At 54.9% G+C, this 18,185-nt stretch carries 15 protein-coding genes; 14 read left to right on the top strand and 1 reads right to left on the bottom strand.

Features of this window, described 5'->3' with window-relative positions:
* Positions 1–14: 14 nt before the first annotated feature.
* The 5 genes from SK58_RS17425 to sucD all read left to right on the top strand — a co-directional run bounded on the left by SK58_RS17425 (position 15) and on the right by sucD (position 7,139).
* The gene (locus tag SK58_RS17425; protein WP_023303307.1) at positions 15–731 is read left to right on the top strand and encodes a succinate dehydrogenase iron-sulfur subunit; all 717 of its coding nucleotides are present in this window, start codon (positions 15–17) and stop codon (positions 729–731) included.
* A gap of 238 nt (positions 732–969) precedes the next feature.
* Positions 970–3,777: a 2-oxoglutarate dehydrogenase E1 component gene (sucA, locus tag SK58_RS17420; RefSeq protein WP_003858615.1), complete on the top strand. Its 2,808-nt coding sequence runs from the start codon at positions 970–972 to the stop codon at positions 3,775–3,777.
* A 14-nt stretch (positions 3,778–3,791) separates the two neighbouring features.
* Positions 3,792–5,018: a 2-oxoglutarate dehydrogenase complex dihydrolipoyllysine-residue succinyltransferase gene (gene odhB / locus SK58_RS17415; protein ID WP_003858613.1), complete on the top strand. Its 1,227-nt coding sequence runs from the start codon at positions 3,792–3,794 to the stop codon at positions 5,016–5,018.
* A gap of 85 nt (positions 5,019–5,103) precedes the next feature.
* Positions 5,104–6,270 carry an ADP-forming succinate--CoA ligase subunit beta gene (sucC, locus tag SK58_RS17410; protein ID WP_017384968.1) on the top strand — a complete coding sequence of 389 codons (1,167 nt, stop codon included), beginning with the start codon at positions 5,104–5,106 and terminating at the stop codon, positions 6,268–6,270.
* Positions 6,270–7,139: a succinate--CoA ligase subunit alpha gene (gene sucD / locus SK58_RS17405; protein ID WP_003858609.1), complete on the top strand. Its 870-nt coding sequence runs from the start codon at positions 6,270–6,272 to the stop codon at positions 7,137–7,139. The genes sucC and sucD overlap by 1 nt, the downstream gene beginning before the upstream one ends.
* Before the next feature lie 86 nt (positions 7,140–7,225).
* Here the strand turns inward: sucD and SK58_RS17400 are convergent, their stop codons facing one another.
* Positions 7,226–7,942: a GntR family transcriptional regulator gene (locus SK58_RS17400; RefSeq protein ID WP_017384967.1), complete on the bottom strand. Its 717-nt coding sequence runs from the start codon at positions 7,940–7,942 to the stop codon at positions 7,226–7,228.
* Between the two features lie 170 nt (positions 7,943–8,112).
* On the opposite strand from SK58_RS17400, the gene mngA reads away from it, so the two are divergent.
* The 9 genes from mngA (at position 8,113) to tolR (ending at position 18,184) form a co-directional block, all read left to right on the top strand.
* On the top strand, positions 8,113–10,029 hold the full coding sequence (gene mngA, locus SK58_RS17395; protein WP_023303308.1) for a PTS 2-O-a-mannosyl-D-glycerate transporter subunit IIABC: 1,917 nt from the start codon (positions 8,113–8,115) through the stop codon (positions 10,027–10,029).
* Between the two features lie 23 nt (positions 10,030–10,052).
* Positions 10,053–12,689: a mannosylglycerate hydrolase gene (gene mngB, locus SK58_RS17390; RefSeq protein ID WP_048220265.1), complete on the top strand. Its 2,637-nt coding sequence runs from the start codon at positions 10,053–10,055 to the stop codon at positions 12,687–12,689.
* Positions 12,690–13,368: 679 nt separating this feature from the next.
* Positions 13,369–14,937: a cytochrome ubiquinol oxidase subunit I gene (cydA, locus tag SK58_RS17385; protein WP_017694134.1), complete on the top strand. Its 1,569-nt coding sequence runs from the start codon at positions 13,369–13,371 to the stop codon at positions 14,935–14,937.
* A gap of 15 nt (positions 14,938–14,952) precedes the next feature.
* Positions 14,953–16,092, top strand: coding sequence for a cytochrome d ubiquinol oxidase subunit II (gene cydB / locus SK58_RS17380; protein WP_017384964.1), 1,140 nt, complete (start codon positions 14,953–14,955; stop codon positions 16,090–16,092).
* A 14-nt stretch (positions 16,093–16,106) separates the two neighbouring features.
* Positions 16,107–16,220, top strand: a complete 114-nt coding sequence (cydX, locus tag SK58_RS17375; protein ID WP_003858598.1) for a cytochrome bd-I oxidase subunit CydX — start codon at positions 16,107–16,109, stop codon at positions 16,218–16,220.
* Positions 16,220–16,510 (top strand): cyd operon protein YbgE, encoded by a 291-nt coding sequence (gene ybgE, locus SK58_RS17370; protein WP_003858596.1) that lies wholly within the window; start codon positions 16,220–16,222, stop codon positions 16,508–16,510. Before cydX ends, ybgE begins: the two co-directional genes overlap by 1 nt.
* Positions 16,511–16,658: 148 nt before the next feature.
* Positions 16,659–17,063, top strand: coding sequence for a tol-pal system-associated acyl-CoA thioesterase (gene ybgC / locus SK58_RS17365; RefSeq protein WP_003858593.1), 405 nt, complete (start codon positions 16,659–16,661; stop codon positions 17,061–17,063).
* Complete coding sequence (tolQ, locus tag SK58_RS17360; protein WP_003858590.1) at positions 17,060–17,752, top strand: Tol-Pal system protein TolQ; 693 nt, start codon at positions 17,060–17,062, stop codon at positions 17,750–17,752. Before ybgC ends, tolQ begins: the two co-directional genes overlap by 4 nt.
* Positions 17,753–17,755: 3 nt before the next feature.
* On the top strand, positions 17,756–18,184 hold the full coding sequence (gene tolR / locus SK58_RS17355; protein ID WP_003858589.1) for a colicin uptake protein TolR: 429 nt from the start codon (positions 17,756–17,758) through the stop codon (positions 18,182–18,184).
* The last annotated feature ends 1 nt before the right edge of the window (position 18,185 follow it).

Here is an 18,185-nt window from a genome sequence, read left to right as displayed (position 1 = left end):
GCGGAGACAGGATAATGAAACTCGAATTCTCAGTTTATCGTTATAACCCGGATGTAGACGATGCTCCGCGTATGCAGGATTACACCCTCGAAGCGGAAGAAGGTCGTGACATGATGCTGCTGGATGCCTTAATCCAGCTGAAAGAGAAAGATCCTACGCTGTCGTTCCGCCGCTCCTGCCGTGAAGGGGTGTGTGGCTCTGACGGTGTAAACATGAACGGCAAAAACGGTCTGGCCTGTATTACGCCAATTTCAGCGCTACAGCGTTCTGGCCAGAAAATTGTGATCCGTCCTCTGCCTGGCCTGCCGGTCGTGCGTGATTTGGTGGTGGACATGGGGCAATTCTATGCACAATATGAGAAGATTAAGCCTTACTTATTGAATAATGGGCAAAATCCACCCGCTCGCGAGCACTTACAGTCTCCTGAGCAGCGTGAAAAACTCGATGGGTTGTACGAGTGTATTCTCTGTGCATGCTGTTCTACGTCATGCCCGTCATTCTGGTGGAACCCGGATAAATTTATCGGCCCTGCGGGTCTGCTGGCTGCCTATCGCTTCCTGATCGACAGCCGCGATACCGAAACCGAGAATCGTCTGGAAGGGCTAAGTGACGCTTTCAGCGTATTCCGCTGCCATAGCATCATGAACTGCGTCAGTGTGTGTCCTAAGGGGCTGAACCCGACGCGCGCCATCGGGCATATTAAGTCGATGTTGTTGCAGCGCAGTGCGTAAGTAACATCGCCGGATGGCGCTGCGCTTATCCGGCCTACGTAACAGTAGGCCCGGTAAGCGTAGCGTCACCGGGCAAATTGCAGAAACCTTTAAAAACTGCCCTGAAGTTTAGACAGTTTCTAAAGGTTCCTTCGCGGGCCAAATGAAAAGAGCTCGCAGGTGAACCCCGGCACGTACACGTGGTGTGCGTGGTAGTTTCTACGGCGAAAGTAAGCATAAAAATGCTTAAGGGATCACGATGCAGAACGGCGCAATGAAAGCCTGGCTGGACTCTTCTTACCTCTCTGGTTCAAACCAGAGCTGGATAGAACAGCTCTATGAAGACTTCTTAACCGATCCTGACTCAGTGGACGCAAACTGGCGTTCCATGTTCCAGCAGTTGCCTGGTACAGGGGTCAAACCGGATCAATTCCATTCAAAAACACGTGATTATTTCCGTCGTCTGGCGAAGGATGCCTCACGTTACTCTTCTGCGATTTCCGACCCTGACACCAATGCGAAGCAGGTTAAAGTCCTGCAACTTATCAACGCTTATCGCTTCCGTGGTCACCAGCATGCGAATCTCGATCCGCTGGGACTGTGGCAGCAGGAACGTGTAGCGGATCTTGATCCGGCTTATCACGATCTGACCGAGGCCGATTTCCAGGAAAGCTTTAACGTAGGTTCCTTTGCCATCGGCAAAGACACGATGAAGCTGGGCGATCTGATTGACGCGCTCAAGCAAACCTACTGCGGCTCCATCGGCGCGGAATATATGCACATTACCTCCACCGAAGAGAAACGCTGGATCCAGCAGCGTATCGAATCCGTGGCAGGCCACGCGAATTTCTCAGCAGAAGAGAAAAAACGTTTCCTCAGCGAACTGACCGCAGCGGAAGGCCTTGAGCGCTATCTGGGCGCGAAATTCCCTGGCGCAAAACGCTTCTCACTGGAGGGCGGCGATGCGTTAGTCCCGATGCTGAAAGAGCTGATTCGTCATGCCGGTAAGAGCGGCACGCGCGAAGTGGTGCTGGGCATGGCGCACCGTGGTCGCCTGAACGTGCTGGTTAACGTGCTGGGTAAAAAGCCGCAGGATCTGTTCGACGAATTTGCGGGTAAACATAAAGAGCACCTCGGCACCGGTGACGTGAAGTACCACATGGGCTTCTCGTCAGATATCGAAACCGAGGGCGGTCAGGTTCACCTGGCGCTGGCGTTTAACCCGTCGCACCTGGAAATCGTCAGCCCGGTGGTTATCGGTTCCGTGCGTGCGCGTCTGGATCGTCTGGACGAGCCGAGCAGCAATAAAGTGCTGCCAATCACCATTCACGGTGATGCGGCGGTCACAGGGCAGGGCGTGGTTCAGGAAACCCTGAACATGTCGAAAGCGCGTGGTTATGAAGTGGGCGGTACCGTTCGCATCGTAATCAACAACCAGGTGGGCTTCACCACCTCTAACCCGCTGGATGCGCGTTCCACCCCGTACTGCACCGACATCGGTAAAATGGTTCAGGCACCCATCTTCCACGTTAACGCGGATGACCCTGAAGCCGTTGCTTTCGTTACCCGTCTGGCGCTGGACTTCCGTAACACCTTCAAGCGCGACGTGTTCATTGACCTCTTCTGCTACCGCCGTCACGGCCACAACGAAGCGGATGAGCCAAGTGCAACCCAGCCGCTGATGTACCAGAAAATCAAAAAACACCCGACGCCGCGTAAAATCTACGCTGACAAGCTGGAAAGCGAAAAAGTGGCGACGCTGGAAGATGCGACCGAGATGGTCAATCTTTATCGCGACGCGCTGGATGCGGGTGAATGCGTAGTGAAAGAGCTGCGCCCAATGAACATGCACTCCTTTACCTGGTCGCCGTATCTCAACCACGAGTGGGACGAGAGCTACCCGAACAAGGTTGAGATGAAGCGTTTGCAGGAACTGGCTAAACGCATCAGCACCGTGCCGGAAGCGATCGAGATGCAGTCCCGCGTGGCCAAGATCTATGGCGATCGCCAGGCAATGGCGGCGGGTGAGAAGCTGTTCGACTGGGGCGGCGCGGAAACGCTGGCCTATGCGACGCTGGTTGACGAAGGTATTCCGGTTCGTCTGTCCGGTGAAGATGCGGGTCGTGGCACCTTCTTCCACCGTCATGCGGTTGTACACAACCAGTCTAACGGTTCAACGTACACTCCGCTTCAGCACGTGCATAACGGTCAGGGCCAGTTCAAGGTCTGGGACTCCGTGCTGTCAGAAGAAGCGGTTCTGGCCTTCGAATACGGCTACGCCACCGCAGAACCCCGCACCCTGACCATCTGGGAAGCGCAGTTCGGTGACTTCGCCAACGGTGCGCAGGTCGTCATCGACCAGTTCATCTCCTCCGGTGAGCAGAAGTGGGGCCGTATGTGCGGTCTGGTGATGCTGCTGCCGCACGGCTATGAAGGACAAGGTCCGGAGCACTCCTCCGCGCGTCTGGAGCGTTATCTGCAACTTTGCGCCGAGCAGAATATGCAGGTTTGCGTGCCGTCCACTCCGGCTCAGGTTTACCACATGCTGCGTCGTCAGGCGCTGCGCGGTATGCGCCGTCCGCTGGTGGTCATGTCGCCAAAATCCCTGCTGCGCCATCCACTGGCGGTCTCCAGCCTGGAAGAGCTGGCAAACGGCACCTTCCTGCCGGCCATCGGTGAAATTGACGAGCTGGATCCGCAGGCCGTTAAGCGTGTCGTAATGTGTTCTGGTAAGGTTTATTACGACCTGCTGGAACAGCGCCGTAAGAACGATCAGAAAGATGTCGCCATCGTGCGTATCGAACAGCTTTATCCGTTCCCGCATCAGGCGATGCAGGAAGTGCTGAAACAGTACGCTCACGTTCATGATTTTGTCTGGTGCCAGGAAGAGCCGCTCAACCAGGGCGCATGGTATTGCAGCCAGCATCATTTCCGTGAAGTGATTCCATTTGGGTCTGCCCTGCGTTATGCAGGTCGCCCGGCCTCCGCCTCTCCGGCGGTAGGGTATATGTCCGTTCACCAGAAGCAGCAACAAGATCTGGTCAATGACGCGCTGAACGTCGATTAATTAAAGGATACATAATGAGTAGCGTAGATATTCTTGTTCCCGACCTGCCTGAGTCCGTAGCAGATGCAACCGTCGCCACCTGGCACAAAAAACCAGGCGACGCGGTAACCCGTGACGAAGTGCTGGTAGAAATCGAAACTGACAAAGTGGTACTGGAAGTACCGGCTTCAGCGGATGGCATTCTGGATGCAGTCCTGGAAGATGAAGGTACGACCGTCACTTCTCGCCAGATCCTGGGTCGCCTGCGTGAAGGCAATAGCGCGGGCAAAGAGTCCAGCGCCAAATCTGAAGAGAAAGCGTCTACTCCGGCCCAGCGCCAGCAGGCGTCTCTGTCCGATCAGACCAATGACGCGCTCAGCCCGGCGATCCGTCGCCTGCTGGCTGAGCACAGCCTCGATCCGGCAGCCATCAAAGGCACCGGCGTGGGTGGCCGTCTGACGCGCGAAGACATCGACAAGCATCTGGCAAAAGCGCCTTCTGAGGCGAAAGCGGAAGCGAAAGCCCCTGCGGCAGCACCAGCGGCACAGCCAGCTCTGGGCGCACGTAGCGAAAAACGCGTGCCGATGACCCGCCTGCGTAAGCGCGTGGCCGAGCGTCTGCTGGAAGCGAAAAACTCCACCGCGATGCTGACCACCTTTAACGAAGTCAACATGAAGCCAATCATGGATCTGCGCAAGCAGTACGGTGACGCGTTTGAAAAACGTCACGGTATCCGTCTGGGCTTCATGTCCTTCTACGTGAAAGCGGTAGTTGAAGCGCTGAAACGCTACCCGGAAGTGAACGCGTCTATCGATGGCGATGACGTGGTTTACCACAACTACTTCGACGTCAGCATGGCGGTTTCTACCCCACGCGGCCTGGTTACCCCGGTTCTGCGTGACGTGGATACCCTGGGTATGGCTGACATCGAGAAGAAAATCAAAGAGCTGGCCGTGAAAGGCCGCGACGGCAAGCTGACCGTTGAGGACCTGACTGGCGGTAACTTCACCATTACCAACGGTGGTGTGTTCGGCTCGCTGATGTCTACCCCGATCATCAACCCGCCGCAGAGCGCGATCCTGGGTATGCACGCCATTAAAGATCGTCCAATGGCGGTAGACGGTAAAGTGGAGATCCTGCCGATGATGTACCTGGCGCTCTCTTACGATCACCGCCTGATCGACGGCCGCGAGTCCGTAGGCTTCCTGGTTGCCATTAAAGAGCTGCTGGAAGATCCAACGCGTCTGCTGCTGGACGTCTAGTTTTTGCAGTCTTGCCCGGCGGCGCGTTGCTTGCCGGGCCTACAAAAGCACTACCTAACGATTACCTGAAGGATGGATAGAACACATGAACTTACATGAATATCAGGCCAAACAGCTGTTTGCCCGGTATGGCTTACCGGCTCCGGTGGGTTATGCCTGTACTACCCCGCGTGAAGCAGAAGAAGCCGCGTCTAAAATCGGTTCCGGCCCGTGGGTAGTTAAATGTCAGGTTCACGCTGGTGGCCGTGGTAAAGCGGGCGGTGTGAAGGTTGTTAAGAGCAAAGAAGAGATCCGTGCGTTTGCTGAACATTGGCTCGGCAAGCGTCTGGTAACCTACCAGACAGATGCGAACGGCCAGCCGGTTAACCAGATCCTGGTTGAAGCGGCAACCGACATCGCGAAAGAACTGTACCTCGGCGCAGTCGTAGACCGTAGCTCCCGTCGCGTGGTGTTCATGGCGTCTACCGAAGGCGGCGTGGAAATCGAAAAAGTGGCGGAAGAAACCCCGCACCTGATCCACAAAGTGGCTATCGATCCGCTGGCGGGCCCAATGCCTTACCAGGGTCGTGAGCTGGCATTCAAACTGGGTCTGGAAGGCAAGCTGGTTCAGCAGTTCACCAAGATCTTCATGGGTCTGGCGACCATTTTCCTGGAGCGCGATTTGGCGCTGATCGAGATCAACCCGCTGGTGATCACCACCCAGGGCGACCTGATCTGCCTCGACGGCAAGCTGGGCGCTGACGGCAACGCGCTGTTCCGCCAGTCCGATCTGCGTGAAATGCGCGATCAGTCTCAGGAAGATCCGCGTGAAGCACAGGCTGCACAGTGGGAGCTGAACTACGTCGCGCTGGATGGCAACATCGGCTGCATGGTTAACGGTGCGGGCCTGGCAATGGGCACCATGGACATCGTTAAGCTGCACGGCGGTGAGCCAGCGAACTTCCTCGACGTGGGCGGTGGCGCAACTAAAGAGCGCGTAACCGAAGCGTTCAAAATCATTCTCTCTGACAGCAACGTGAAAGCGGTTCTGGTGAACATCTTCGGCGGTATCGTACGTTGCGACCTGATCGCCGACGGTATCATCGGCGCGGTAGAAGAAGTGGGCGTTAACGTTCCGGTTGTTGTACGTCTGGAAGGGAACAACGCTGAACTCGGCGCGAAAAAACTGGCTGACAGCGGCCTGAATATTATTGCAGCGAAAAGTCTGACGGATGCAGCTCAGCAGGTTGTTGCCGCAGTGGAGGGGAAATAATGTCCGTTTTAATTAATAAAGATACCAAGGTTATCTGCCAGGGCTTCACCGGTAGCCAGGGGACTTTCCACTCCGAACAGGCGATTGCCTACGGTACGCAGATGGTTGGCGGCGTAACGCCAGGTAAAGGCGGCACCACGCACCTGGGCCTGCCGGTGTTCAACACCGTGCGTGAAGCGGTAGAAGCGACGGGCGCAACCGCGACCGTGATCTACGTACCGGCGCCGTTCTGCAAAGACTCTATTCTGGAAGCGATCGACGCAGGCATTAAGCTGATCATCACCATCACCGAAGGCATCCCGACGCTGGATATGCTGACCGTGAAGGTGAAGCTGGACGAAGCAGGCGTGCGCATGATCGGCCCGAACTGCCCAGGCGTTATCACTCCAGGCGAATGCAAAATCGGTATCATGCCGGGCCACATTCATCGCCCAGGCAAAGTGGGTATCGTGTCCCGTTCCGGTACCCTGACCTATGAAGCGGTTAAGCAGACCACCGACTACGGTTTCGGCCAGTCCACCTGCGTGGGCATCGGCGGTGACCCGATCCCGGGCTCTAACTTCATCGACATCCTGAAGCTGTTCCAGGAAGATCCACAGACCGAAGCGATCGTGATGATCGGTGAGATCGGTGGTAGCGCGGAAGAAGAAGCGGCTGCTTACATCAAAGATCATGTGACCAAGCCGGTGGTGGGTTACATCGCGGGTGTGACCGCGCCGAAAGGCAAACGTATGGGTCACGCGGGCGCGATTATCGCAGGCGGTAAAGGTACGGCTGATGAGAAATTCGCAGCACTGGAAGCCGCAGGCGTGAAAACCGTTCGCAGCCTGGCGGATATCGGTGAAGCACTGAAATCCATCATTAAGTAAGTCCTCTCTGCTCCCCGAATGGGGCGCGTTGAAGTATAAAAAAATGTCCGTTTCGACATGGTTGGCCGCTGTAAAGCGGCCTTTTTTTATTGCCTGCGTTTAGCCACCAGAGTGAATTTATAGTCGTCGGTGTTAAACACGTTGCGACTGTATTCAAATACCCGGCCGTCTTTCAGAAAGCCACGAGAGACTTTTTCCAGAATCGGTTTTGCCGGATCGAGCGCCAGGGCGGCAATCGCCTCATCCGATGGCATGACTGGCACCAGCTCCTGCTCGCTGCGATCGATCACCATCTTTTTGATCTGCTCAATGTAATGGTATTTCGACTGTTCCATCACTTCCCAGGTGAGGTCGGGGAACATCGCCAGCGGCATCCATGTCTCTTCCAGATTCACCGGCTTTTCCCTGATGAAGCGTACGCGCTTGACGTGCCAGACCTTATCATCCGGATTGAGCGCAAGTTTTGCCGCGAGCCGCTCATCGGCTTTCACCACTTCGAAGACGCTGACGTCGCTGTGCGTATCGACGTTGCGATCCGCTAACTTTTCGTAAAAACCGGTGAGCTGATAAATATCGTAATTCACCCGCTCCTCTTTTACATACGAGCCGCTGCCCTGAATACTTTCGATGATCTGCTCGTCGGCGAGCAGCTTCAAAGCCTGCCGCACGGTGACCCGGCTGACGCTAAACGCCTCCTGAAGGCTGGATTCCGTCGGCAGCGCGTCGCCAGGTTTTAACTCACCGGCATTAATTTTCTCGCGGAACGCATCGGCGATCTGCCGGTACATCGGTTTATTGCCCATTGTGTCGCGCCTTTTTAATACGTTTTCAGGGAATTATGCCTTCAGTGGTAAATTTGTAAATAATACAAATAAGATACAAATATCGGTGTTAGTGAAAATGATCACATAAATGTATTATCCGGTCTGCCACAATCCTGCCCAGACAATAACTTTGGATAGGTGAGGATCTTATGAACCTGACGACTCTGACCGACCCCCGTGCTGTCTGCGTGCAGGCGCAGTTTACCAGCCGTGATGAGGCAATCCGTCAGCTTGCGACGCGGCTGGTGGCGTTGGGCAAAATAGCCAACGCCGATACGTTTCTGGCAGACGTTTTCCATCGGGAATCGCTTGGCCCGACGGCGCTGGGCGAGGGGCTGGCCGTACCTCATGGTAAATCAGTGGCGGTAAACGAAGCGGCTTTTGCCGTGGCCACACTGCGTGAGCCGCTGGCCTGGGAAGGTGTGGACGGACCGGAGGAGGTCGAGCTGATTTTTCTGCTCGCCATTCCTCCCGCACAAGCGGGATCAACGCATATTCAGGTCCTGACGGAACTGACGTCTCGCCTGGCGGATGACGAGCTCAGGGCGCGCGTGATGACGGCGACCAGCGCGGAAGCGGTGCTTGCGGCGCTGGAAACAGCGCCTGACACACAAGAAACCGCCGTTGCGGAGAATGCCCCGACGATCGTCTGCGTTACCGCCTGTCCGGCCGGGATCGCCCATACCTACATGGCAGCGGAGTATCTCGAAAAAGCGGGACGTAAGCTCGGCGTCAATGTGGTGGTCGAAAAGCAGGGGGCAAATGGTATTGAGGGGCGCATCACCGCGCAGCAGTTGCAGGAGGCAAAAGCGTGTATCTTCGCGGCGGAAGTGGCGATCAAAGAGCGTGAGCGTTTTCAGGGGATGCCCGCCATTTCCGTGCCCGTCGCGGAACCCTTACGCCATGCGGAAGCGCTCATTGAGCGTGCGCTGGCGCTACAGCCTGTATCCGATGCGCGTCCTGCGCACGTCGACACGGACGCGAAAAAGTGCGTTAAAACCGAACTCAAGCAGGCGCTGCTCAGCGGTATCTCCTTTGCGGTACCGCTGATTGTCGCCGGCGGTACGGTGCTGGCGGTGTCGGTACTGCTTGCGCAAATCCTGGGCTTGCAGCATCTGTTCGATCAGGAAAACTCGTGGCTGTGGATGTACCGCAAACTGGGCGGCGGGATGCTCGGTATTCTGATGGTGCCTGTTCTGGCGGCCTATACCGCTTACTCGCTGGCGGATAAACCTGCGCTAACGCCGGGCTTTGCGGCGGGTCTTGCCGCCAATATGATCGGCTCTGGTTTTCTCGGGGCCATCGTCGGCGGGCTGATTGCGGGCTACCTGATGCGCTGGGTGAAAAACCACATCCGGCTGAGTAGCCGCTACAACGGCTTTCTGACCTTTTATCTCTATCCGGTGATTGGCGTGCTGGGCGCAGGCAGCCTGATGCTGTTTGTGATCGGCGAACCGGTGGCCTGGATCAATAATGCCCTGACCGCCTGGCTTAACGGTCTGTCCGGCGCGAACGCGCTGCTGCTGGGGGCGATCCTGGGCTTTATGTGCTCGTTCGATCTGGGCGGTCCGGTCAACAAAGCCTCTTACGCGTTCTGTCTGGGAGCGATGGCCAATGGCGTATACGGGCCTTATGCGATTTTTGCCTCCGTCAAAATGGTATCGGCCTTTACCGTGACGGCATCAACGATGCTGGCTCCGAACCTGTTCAAACAGTTCGAAATTGAAACCGGCAAGTCCACCTGGCTGCTGGGGCTGGCGGGCATCACCGAAGGGGCAATTCCGATGGCTATCGAGGATCCGTTGCGGGTCATTGGCTCATTTGTTCTGGGGTCAATGGTGACCGGAGCGATTGTCGGGGCGATGGGGATTGGGCTATCCACCCCCGGCGCGGGCATTTTCTCGCTCTTCTTACTGCATGATGCCGGGCTGGGCGGCGTGATGGCCGCTGTCGGCTGGTTTGGCGCCGCGCTGGCTGGCGCCGCAATCTCTACGCTCATTTTACTGCTCTGGCGACGCCAGGCCGTGAAGAGCGGCACCTACGTGACTGAAGACATACCCTCCTAAACACGCACCGACAGGAAACGAAGATGAAAGCTGTATCTCGCGTTCATATCACGCCACATATGCACTGGGACCGGGAGTGGTACTTCACCACCGAAGCGTCACGTATTCTTCTGGTCAATAATATGGAAGAGATCCTCACTCGTCTTGAGCAGGACGCAGAGTATAAATACTACGTACTCGACGGCCAGACGGCGGTGCTGGAAGATTATTTTGCCGTGAAACCGGAAAACAGGCCACGCGTGAAGGCACTGGTGGCGGCCGGGAAGCTGATTATCGGGCCGTGGTATACCCAGACGGATACCACCCTTGTTTCCGGCGAGTCGATTGTCCGAAATCTGATGTACGGTATACGCGACTGTCTGGCCTTTGGCGAGCCGATGAAAATTGGCTATCTGCCGGACTCCTTCGGCATGTCCTCCCAGCTGCCGCACATTTACAACGGTTTTGGCATCTCGCGCACCATGTTCTGGCGCGGGTGTTCCGAGCGGCACGGTACCGATAAAACCGAATTTCTCTGGCAAAGCCAGGACGGCAGCGAAGTGACGGCACAGGTGCTACCGCTGGGCTACGCGATTGGTAAGTACTTACCGGAGGATGAGGCCGGGCTGCGCAAACGGCTCGACACGTACTTCGAGGTGCTGGAAAAAGCCTCCGTGACGAAAGAAATCTTACTGCCTAACGGCCATGATCAGATGCCGCTCCAGCAGAACATCTTTGCGGTGATGGATAAGCTGCGCGAAATCTATCCGCAGCGTCAGTTTGTGATGAGCCGCTTCGAGGAGGTGTTTGACCACATTGATGCGCACCGCGATGAACTGGCGACGCTGAAAGGGGAGTTTATTGACGGTAAATATATGCGGGTGCACCGGACGATAGGCTCCACGCGGATGGACATCAAAATCGCCCACGCCCGGATAGAGAATAAAATCGTCAACGTCCTTGAGCCGCTGGCCACGCTTGCCTGGACGCTGGGCTTTGAGTATCACCACGGCTTGCTGGAAAAAATGTGGAAAGAGATCCTCAAGAATCACGCCCATGACAGTATCGGCTGCTGCTGTAGTGACAAAGTGCATCGCGAGGTGATGTCCCGCTTCGAGCTGGCGGAAGACATGGCCGATAACCTGACATGCTTCTATATGCGCAAGATTGTCGACAACATGCCGCAGAGCGAGGAAGACAAACTGGTGATGTTTAACCTCACGCCCTGGCCGCGTGAGGAAGTGATTAACACCACGATACGTCTGCGCGCCAGCCAGTTCCGCCTGCTGGACGATAGGGGGAATGAAATCCCTTACTGCCTGCGCAGCGCGCGTGAAATCGACCCCGGCTTGATTGACCGGCAGATTGTGCATTACGGTAACTACGATCCCTTTATGGAGTTTGATATCCAGCTCAATCAGATCCTGCCATCAATGGGTTACCGCACGCTCTATATCGAGCCGCACGTAGCCGGCAAGCTGCTGGCGGCAGAAAAATCGTCGGAGGCGTTACTGGAAAATGCTTTCTGGGAAATAACGTTAAACGACGACGGCACCCTGCGTCTGCTCGATAAAGCGTCCGGGCTTATCTATGACCGCGTGCTGGAAATAGAAGAGAGCTCGGATGATGGCGATGAGTACGACTACTCGCCTTCACGGGAAGAGTGGAGACTCACTTCCGCTCAGGGCGAGCATGAGGTTGAGGTGATCCACGAGGCCTGGCAGAGCAGGGCGGTGATCCGCCATCGCATGGCGGTGCCGGCGGATCTCGCCGAACGTTCTGCGCGTCAGCAGACGGGAACGCTTGAGGCAGAACTCACGGTCACGCTCAGCCATAACAGCCGACGTATCGACGTTGAGGCGCGTCTCGGAAATCACGCGGATGACCACCGTGTGCGGGTGCTGATCCCGACGCCATTTACCGCAGACACGGTGTTAGCCGATACCCAGTTCGGTTCGCTGACGCGACCTGTACAGGATGAAGCGATGGCGAACTGGCAGGAGGAGGGCTGGAAGGAAGCGCCGCTGCCGGTGTGGAATCTGCTCAACTACGCGGTGCTCCAGGAACGGCGTAACGGAATGGCCCTGTTTACCGAAGGGTTGCGCGAATTTGAAGTGACTGGCGAGCGTCAAAAAACGTTTGCCCTGACGTTGCTTCGCGGCGTGGGGGTGCTTGGGAAGGAAGATTTACTGCTGCGCCCCGGCAGACCGTCCGGGATCAAAATGCCGGTGCCTGATTCGCAGATGCGGGGCCAGTTAACCTGTCGCTTTAGCCTGTTCAGTTTTAATGGTACGCCCGTCAGTGCTGGCGTTGCGCAGCAGGCGAAGTCGTGGTTAACGCCAGTGCACTGTTATAACAAAATCCCGTGGGATGCGATGAAGCTTAACCGCGCCTTTTTCACCACACCCTGTAGCTATAGCCTGTTAACGCTGGCGCCTAACGGATGCGTACTCAGTGCGCTGAAAAAAGCGGAGGATCGTGACGAGATGATTCTTCGTCTGTACAACCCTGCGGAGACCCGCTCCGGTGACGTGGCTTTGTCTGTGAACCGTGAGGTCCAGGCCTGTTGCGAAACGGACATGAATGAGGTGCGCAAGGCGCAAGGGGAGGAGGGTTCAGCCATTACGGGGGCGTTCCGGCCATGCCAGTCACGCACCTTTAGCATAAAAATTGAAAGGTAATCCTCCGAACAAAATAAAGGCCGCAGGAATGCGGCCTTTATTTCATCAAATAGTCACGAAAGGGTGTTAATTTTAAGATTATTAAAGGTGAATGAAATGTAATCGCTTCGGCGGGTAGCAAAGCGAAAGAAAAATACTGTGAAGCAGATAACATTATATGTTTATCTTCCGGCAAAATGCGTTTTTTCTTGCGCGTTAATAAAAATCACAACTGTTTATATTATCTTCTGGCTTTTATAACCAATAACGCCTTTAAATATACATATTGTTAACAAGGTTTTTACTATCCGCACCACAAAGAAACATCATTAACAGCTCTGACTGTTTTTGATTTAAATCAATGTTTAATACTTGGAAAAAGGCTCCGAAAGGCGTTAAATTGTTCCCGATCAAAATGGCCGAAAAGTGGTAATTTTGCTATAAATTGATCGCCGTCGAAAAACGTAAATCTGTTCGAATAAAAACCTGTTTATTGTAAGGGTTTTGCAGCGTATTATATTTACGGGATCAATTTGGTTTTTTCTTAACGTATTTGTAACCTTTCATCATTGCTTTTTCCTCCTGAAGAGAATAAGCAACGAAGAAGGGAAGCAGATAACTTTGTATTGGGGCATGCGTGTGGATCCTTATCTAACGGGGTTCACTCTCGGAGTCTTCATGCGATGAGCAAGGAGTCATAATGTTAGACGTAGTCGAACTGTCGCGCTTACAGTTTGCCTTGACCGCGATGTACCACTTCCTGTTTGTGCCGCTGACGCTCGGTATGGCGTTCCTGCTGGCCATCATGGAAACGGTTTACGTCCTCTCCGGCAAACAGATTTATAAAGATATGACCAAGTTCTGGGGCAAGTTGTTTGGTATCAACTTTGCGCTGGGCGTGGCAACCGGTCTGACCATGGAGTTCCAGTTCGGGACAAACTGGTCTTACTATTCCCATTATGTGGGGGATATTTTCGGTGCGCCGCTGGCCATTGAAGGTCTGATGGCCTTCTTCCTCGAATCCACCTTTGTAGGTCTGTTCTTCTTCGGTTGGGACCGTCTGGGTAAAGTCCAGCATATGGCGGTAACCTGGCTGGTGGCATTAGGCTCCAACTTGTCCGCACTGTGGATCCTGGTGGCGAACGGCTGGATGCAAAACCCAATCGCATCTGATTTCAACTTCGAAACCATGCGTATGGAGATGGTCAGCTTCGCTGAGCTGGTCCTGAACCCGGTTGCTCAGGTTAAATTCGTTCACACCGTGGCGTCTGGCTATGTGTGCGGCGCGATGTTCGTGCTGGGCATCAGCTCCTACTATATGCTGCGCGGCCGCGACTTCGCCTTTGCCAAGCGTTCTTTTGCTATCGCAGCAAGCTTCGGTATGGCCGCGATTCTGTCCGTTATTGTTCTGGGTGATGAATCCGGTTATGAAATGGGCGACGTGCAGAAAACCAAACTCGCCGCAATTGAAGCTGAATGGGAAACCCAGCCGGCACCGGCAGCGTTTACCCTGTTCGGTGTGCCTGACCAGGAAGCGCAGGAAAACCGCTTCGCCATTCAAATTCCTTACGCTCTGGGTATTATCGCCACGCGCTCCGTCGACAAACAGGTGACTGGCCTGAAAGATCTGATGGTGCAGCATGAAGAGCGTATCCGTAACGGGATGAAAGCCTACTCGCTGCTGGAACAGCTGCGCGCCGGCTCTACCGACCAGGGCGTTCGCGATCAATTTAACGACGTGAAGAAAGACCTCGGTTACGGTCTGCTGCTGAAACGCTATACCCCGAACGTCTCCGACGCGACGGAAGCGCAGATTCAGATGGCAACCAAAGACTCTATTCCACGCGTTGCGCCGCTGTACTTCGCGTTCCGCATCATGGTGGGTTGCGGCATTATCATGCTGCTGATCATCGCGGCCTCGTTCTGGTCAGTCATTCGTAACCGTATCGGTGAGAAAAAATGGCTGCTGCGCACCGCGCTGTACGGTATCCCACTGCCATGGATTGCTATCGAGTCCGGCTGGTTTGTTGCGGAATATGGCCGTCAGCCGTGGGCGATCGGTGAGGTGCTGCCAACAGCGGTAGCAAACTCCTCCCTGACCGCAGGCGACCTGATCTTCTCCATGCTGCTCATTTGCGGTCTGTACACCCTGTTCCTGGTGGCTGAACTGTTCCTGATGTTCAAGTTCGCGCGCCTTGGCCCAAGCAGCCTGAAAACCGGTCGCTACCACTACGAGCAGTCTGTTGCGACTACTCAGCCGGCACGCTAAGACAGGAGTCATCAAATGATCGATTATGAAGTATTGCGTTTTATCTGGTGGCTGCTGATCGGTGTTCTGCTGATTGGTTTCGCGGTCACCGATGGTTTCGACATGGGCGTGGGCATGCTCACCCGTTTCCTCGGTCGTAATGACACCGAGCGTCGAATCATGATCAACTCCATCGCCCCGCACTGGGACGGTAACCAGGTGTGGCTGATCACCGCAGGCGGCGCGCTGTTCGCTGCCTGGCCGATGGTCTACGCGGCTGCGTTCTCCGGCTTCTATGTGGCGATGATTCTGGTGCTGGCTTCTTTATTCTTCCGTCCGGTGGGTTTCGACTACCGTTCCAAGATTGAAGACACCCGCTGGCGTAACATGTGGGACTGGGGCATCTTCATCGGTAGCTTCGTTCCACCGCTGGTCATTGGTGTGGCGTTTGGTAACCTGTTGCAGGGCGTACCGTTCCACGTCGACGAATATATGCGTCTGTTCTACACCGGTAACTTCTTCCAGCTGCTGAATCCGTTTGGTCTGCTGGCAGGCGTGGTGAGCGTGGCGATGATCATCACCCAGGGCGCAACCTATCTCCAGATGCGTACCGTAGGTGAACTGCACCTGCGTTCCCGCGCTACCGCTCAGGTGGCGGCGCTGGTGACGCTGGTCTGCTTCGCGCTGGCAGGCGTGTGGGTGGTGTATGGTATTGATGGATACGTGGTGACCTCCGCGATCAACCACGCTGCACCGTCTAACCCGCTGACCAAAGAGGTGGCGCGTCAGGCCGGTGCATGGCTGGTGAACTTCAACACTACCCCTGTGCTGTGGGCTATCCCGGCTCTGGGTGTGCTGCTGCCACTGCTGACCATGCTGACGTCTCGTCTGGAGAAAGGCGCTCTGGCGTTCGTATTCTCTTCCCTGACGCTGGCGTGCATCATCCTGACGGCCGGTATTGCGATGTTCCCGTTCGTGATGCCATCCAGCACCATGATGAATGCCAGCCTGACCATGTGGGATGCAACGTCCAGCCATATGACGCTTAACTTAATGACCTATGTTGCTTGCGTGTTCGTTCCGATTGTTCTGGCTTACACCATCTGGTGTTACTGGAAAATGTTCGGTCGTATCACTAAAGAACATATCGAAAGCAACACCCACTCTATGTACTAAGTAAGGAGCTGAATATGTGGTATTTCGCATGGATTTTAGGGACGCTTCTTGCCTGTGCGTTTGGTGTCATCACTGCCCTGGCGCTTGAGCATGTAGAAGCGACCAAAGCAGGTGAAGAAAAGCACTAATGAATATTATCGCAACGTTATATGCGGTAATGGATAAGCGCCCCTTGAGGGCGCTTTCCCTCATTATGGCATTACTGCTGGCAGGCTGTATCTTCTGGGACCCGTCGCGCTTCGCGGCGAAAACCAGCGAGCTTGAAATCTGGCACGGCTTCCTGATTATGTGGGCGGTGTGCGCAGGCGTGATTCACGGTGTCGGCTTTCGTCCGAAAGCGCTTCACTGGCAGGGCATCTTCTGCCCACTGATTGCCGATCTGGTTCTCCTCGCCGGTTTGATTTTCTTCTTCTTCTGAATAAGAAATGTCCGTTAACGTTATGGGCTTACCCTGGCCCATAAAAATTTACTCTCCGTTTACTTTCTCCCATTCCAAACCATCATTCCCGCGCGTATAGTAGCGAAGTTTGAAAGCTCCAACTTTTCTTGTATTACTGGGATGTAAAGTGAATACAACGCTGTTTCGATGGCCGGTACGTGTCTATTACGAAGATACCGATGCCGGTGGTGTGGTCTACCACGCCAGCTACGTTGCTTTTTATGAACGGGCACGCACAGAGATGCTGCGCCATCATCACTTTAGTCAACAGGTGCTGTTGGCTGAGCGAGTTGCCTTCGTGGTACGCAAGATGACGCTTGAGTATTTTGCGCCTGCCAGACTCGACGATATGCTCGAAGTCCAAACAGAAATTACATCAATGCGCGGAACTTCACTGGTTTTCACGCAGCGGATAGTCAATGCAGAGAACACGGTACTGAACTCAGCTGAAGTCCTGATTGTCTGTGTTGATCCAACCATAATGAAGCCTCGTGCGCTTCCTAAGTCTATTGTCGCGGAGTTTAAGCAGTGACTGACATGAATATCCTTGATTTGTTCCTGAAGGCAAGCCTTCTGGTTAAACTTATCATGTTGATTTTGATTGGTTTTTCAATCGCATCCTGGGCCATCATCATCCAGAGAACGCGTATCCTCAATGCCGCTGGCCGCGAAGCCGAAGCGTTTGAAGATAAGTTCTGGTCGGGTATTGAGCTTTCTCGTCTGTACCAGGAAAGCCAGGGACGCCGTGATAACCTTTCAGGCTCCGAACAAATTTTCTATAGCGGTTTCAAAGAGTTCGCTCGCTTACATCGCGCTAACAGCCATGCGCCGGAAGCCGTGGTAGAAGGGGCGTCGCGTGCGATGCGCATCTCCATGAACCGCGAACTGGAAAATCTTGAAACGCATATTCCTTTCCTCGGAACCGTTGGCTCCATCAGCCCGTATATCGGCCTGTTTGGTACGGTGTGGGGGATCATGCACGCCTTTATCGCCCTTGGGGCGGTGAAGCAGGCAACGTTGCAGATGGTTGCGCCGGGTATCGCAGAAGCACTGATCGCGACCGCAATCGGTCTGTTCGCCGCAATTCCGGCGGTAATGGCGTACAACCGTCTGAACCAGCGCGTGAACAAACTGGAACTGAACTACGACAACTTTATGGAAGAGTTCACCGCGATTCTGCATCGTCAGGCGTTTACCAGCACCGAGAGCAACAAGGGGTAAACCATGGCCAGATCGCGTGGACGAGGTCGTCGCGAGCTCAAGTCCGAAATCAATATCGTTCCGTTACTGGACGTGCTGCTGGTGCTGCTGCTGATCTTTATGGCGACAGCGCCCATCATCACCCAGAGCGTGGAAGTTGATCTGCCGGATGCGACAGAATCACAGGCGGTAAGCACCAATGACGATCCTCCGGTCATCATTGAGGTTTCCGGCGTAGGGCAGTACAGCGTGGTGGTAGAGAAAGATCGTATGGATCAGCTTCCGCCAGAGCAGGTTATTGCTGAAGCGCAACGACGCCTGGAGTCAAATCCGAAGACGGTCTTCTTAATCGGTGGTGCGAAAGACGTACCATATGATGAAATTATCAAAGCGCTGAACTTGCTACATAGCGCGGGCGTTAAGTCAGTTGGCTTAATGACTCAGCCTATTTGAT

Source organism: Enterobacter sp. BIDMC93 (assembly GCF_001037805.1).
Taxonomy (GTDB): domain Bacteria; phylum Pseudomonadota; class Gammaproteobacteria; order Enterobacterales; family Enterobacteriaceae; genus Enterobacter; species Enterobacter hormaechei_C.
The sequence above is the reverse complement of the archived record's forward strand: the minus strand, read 5'-3'. Positions and strand labels throughout refer to the sequence as shown.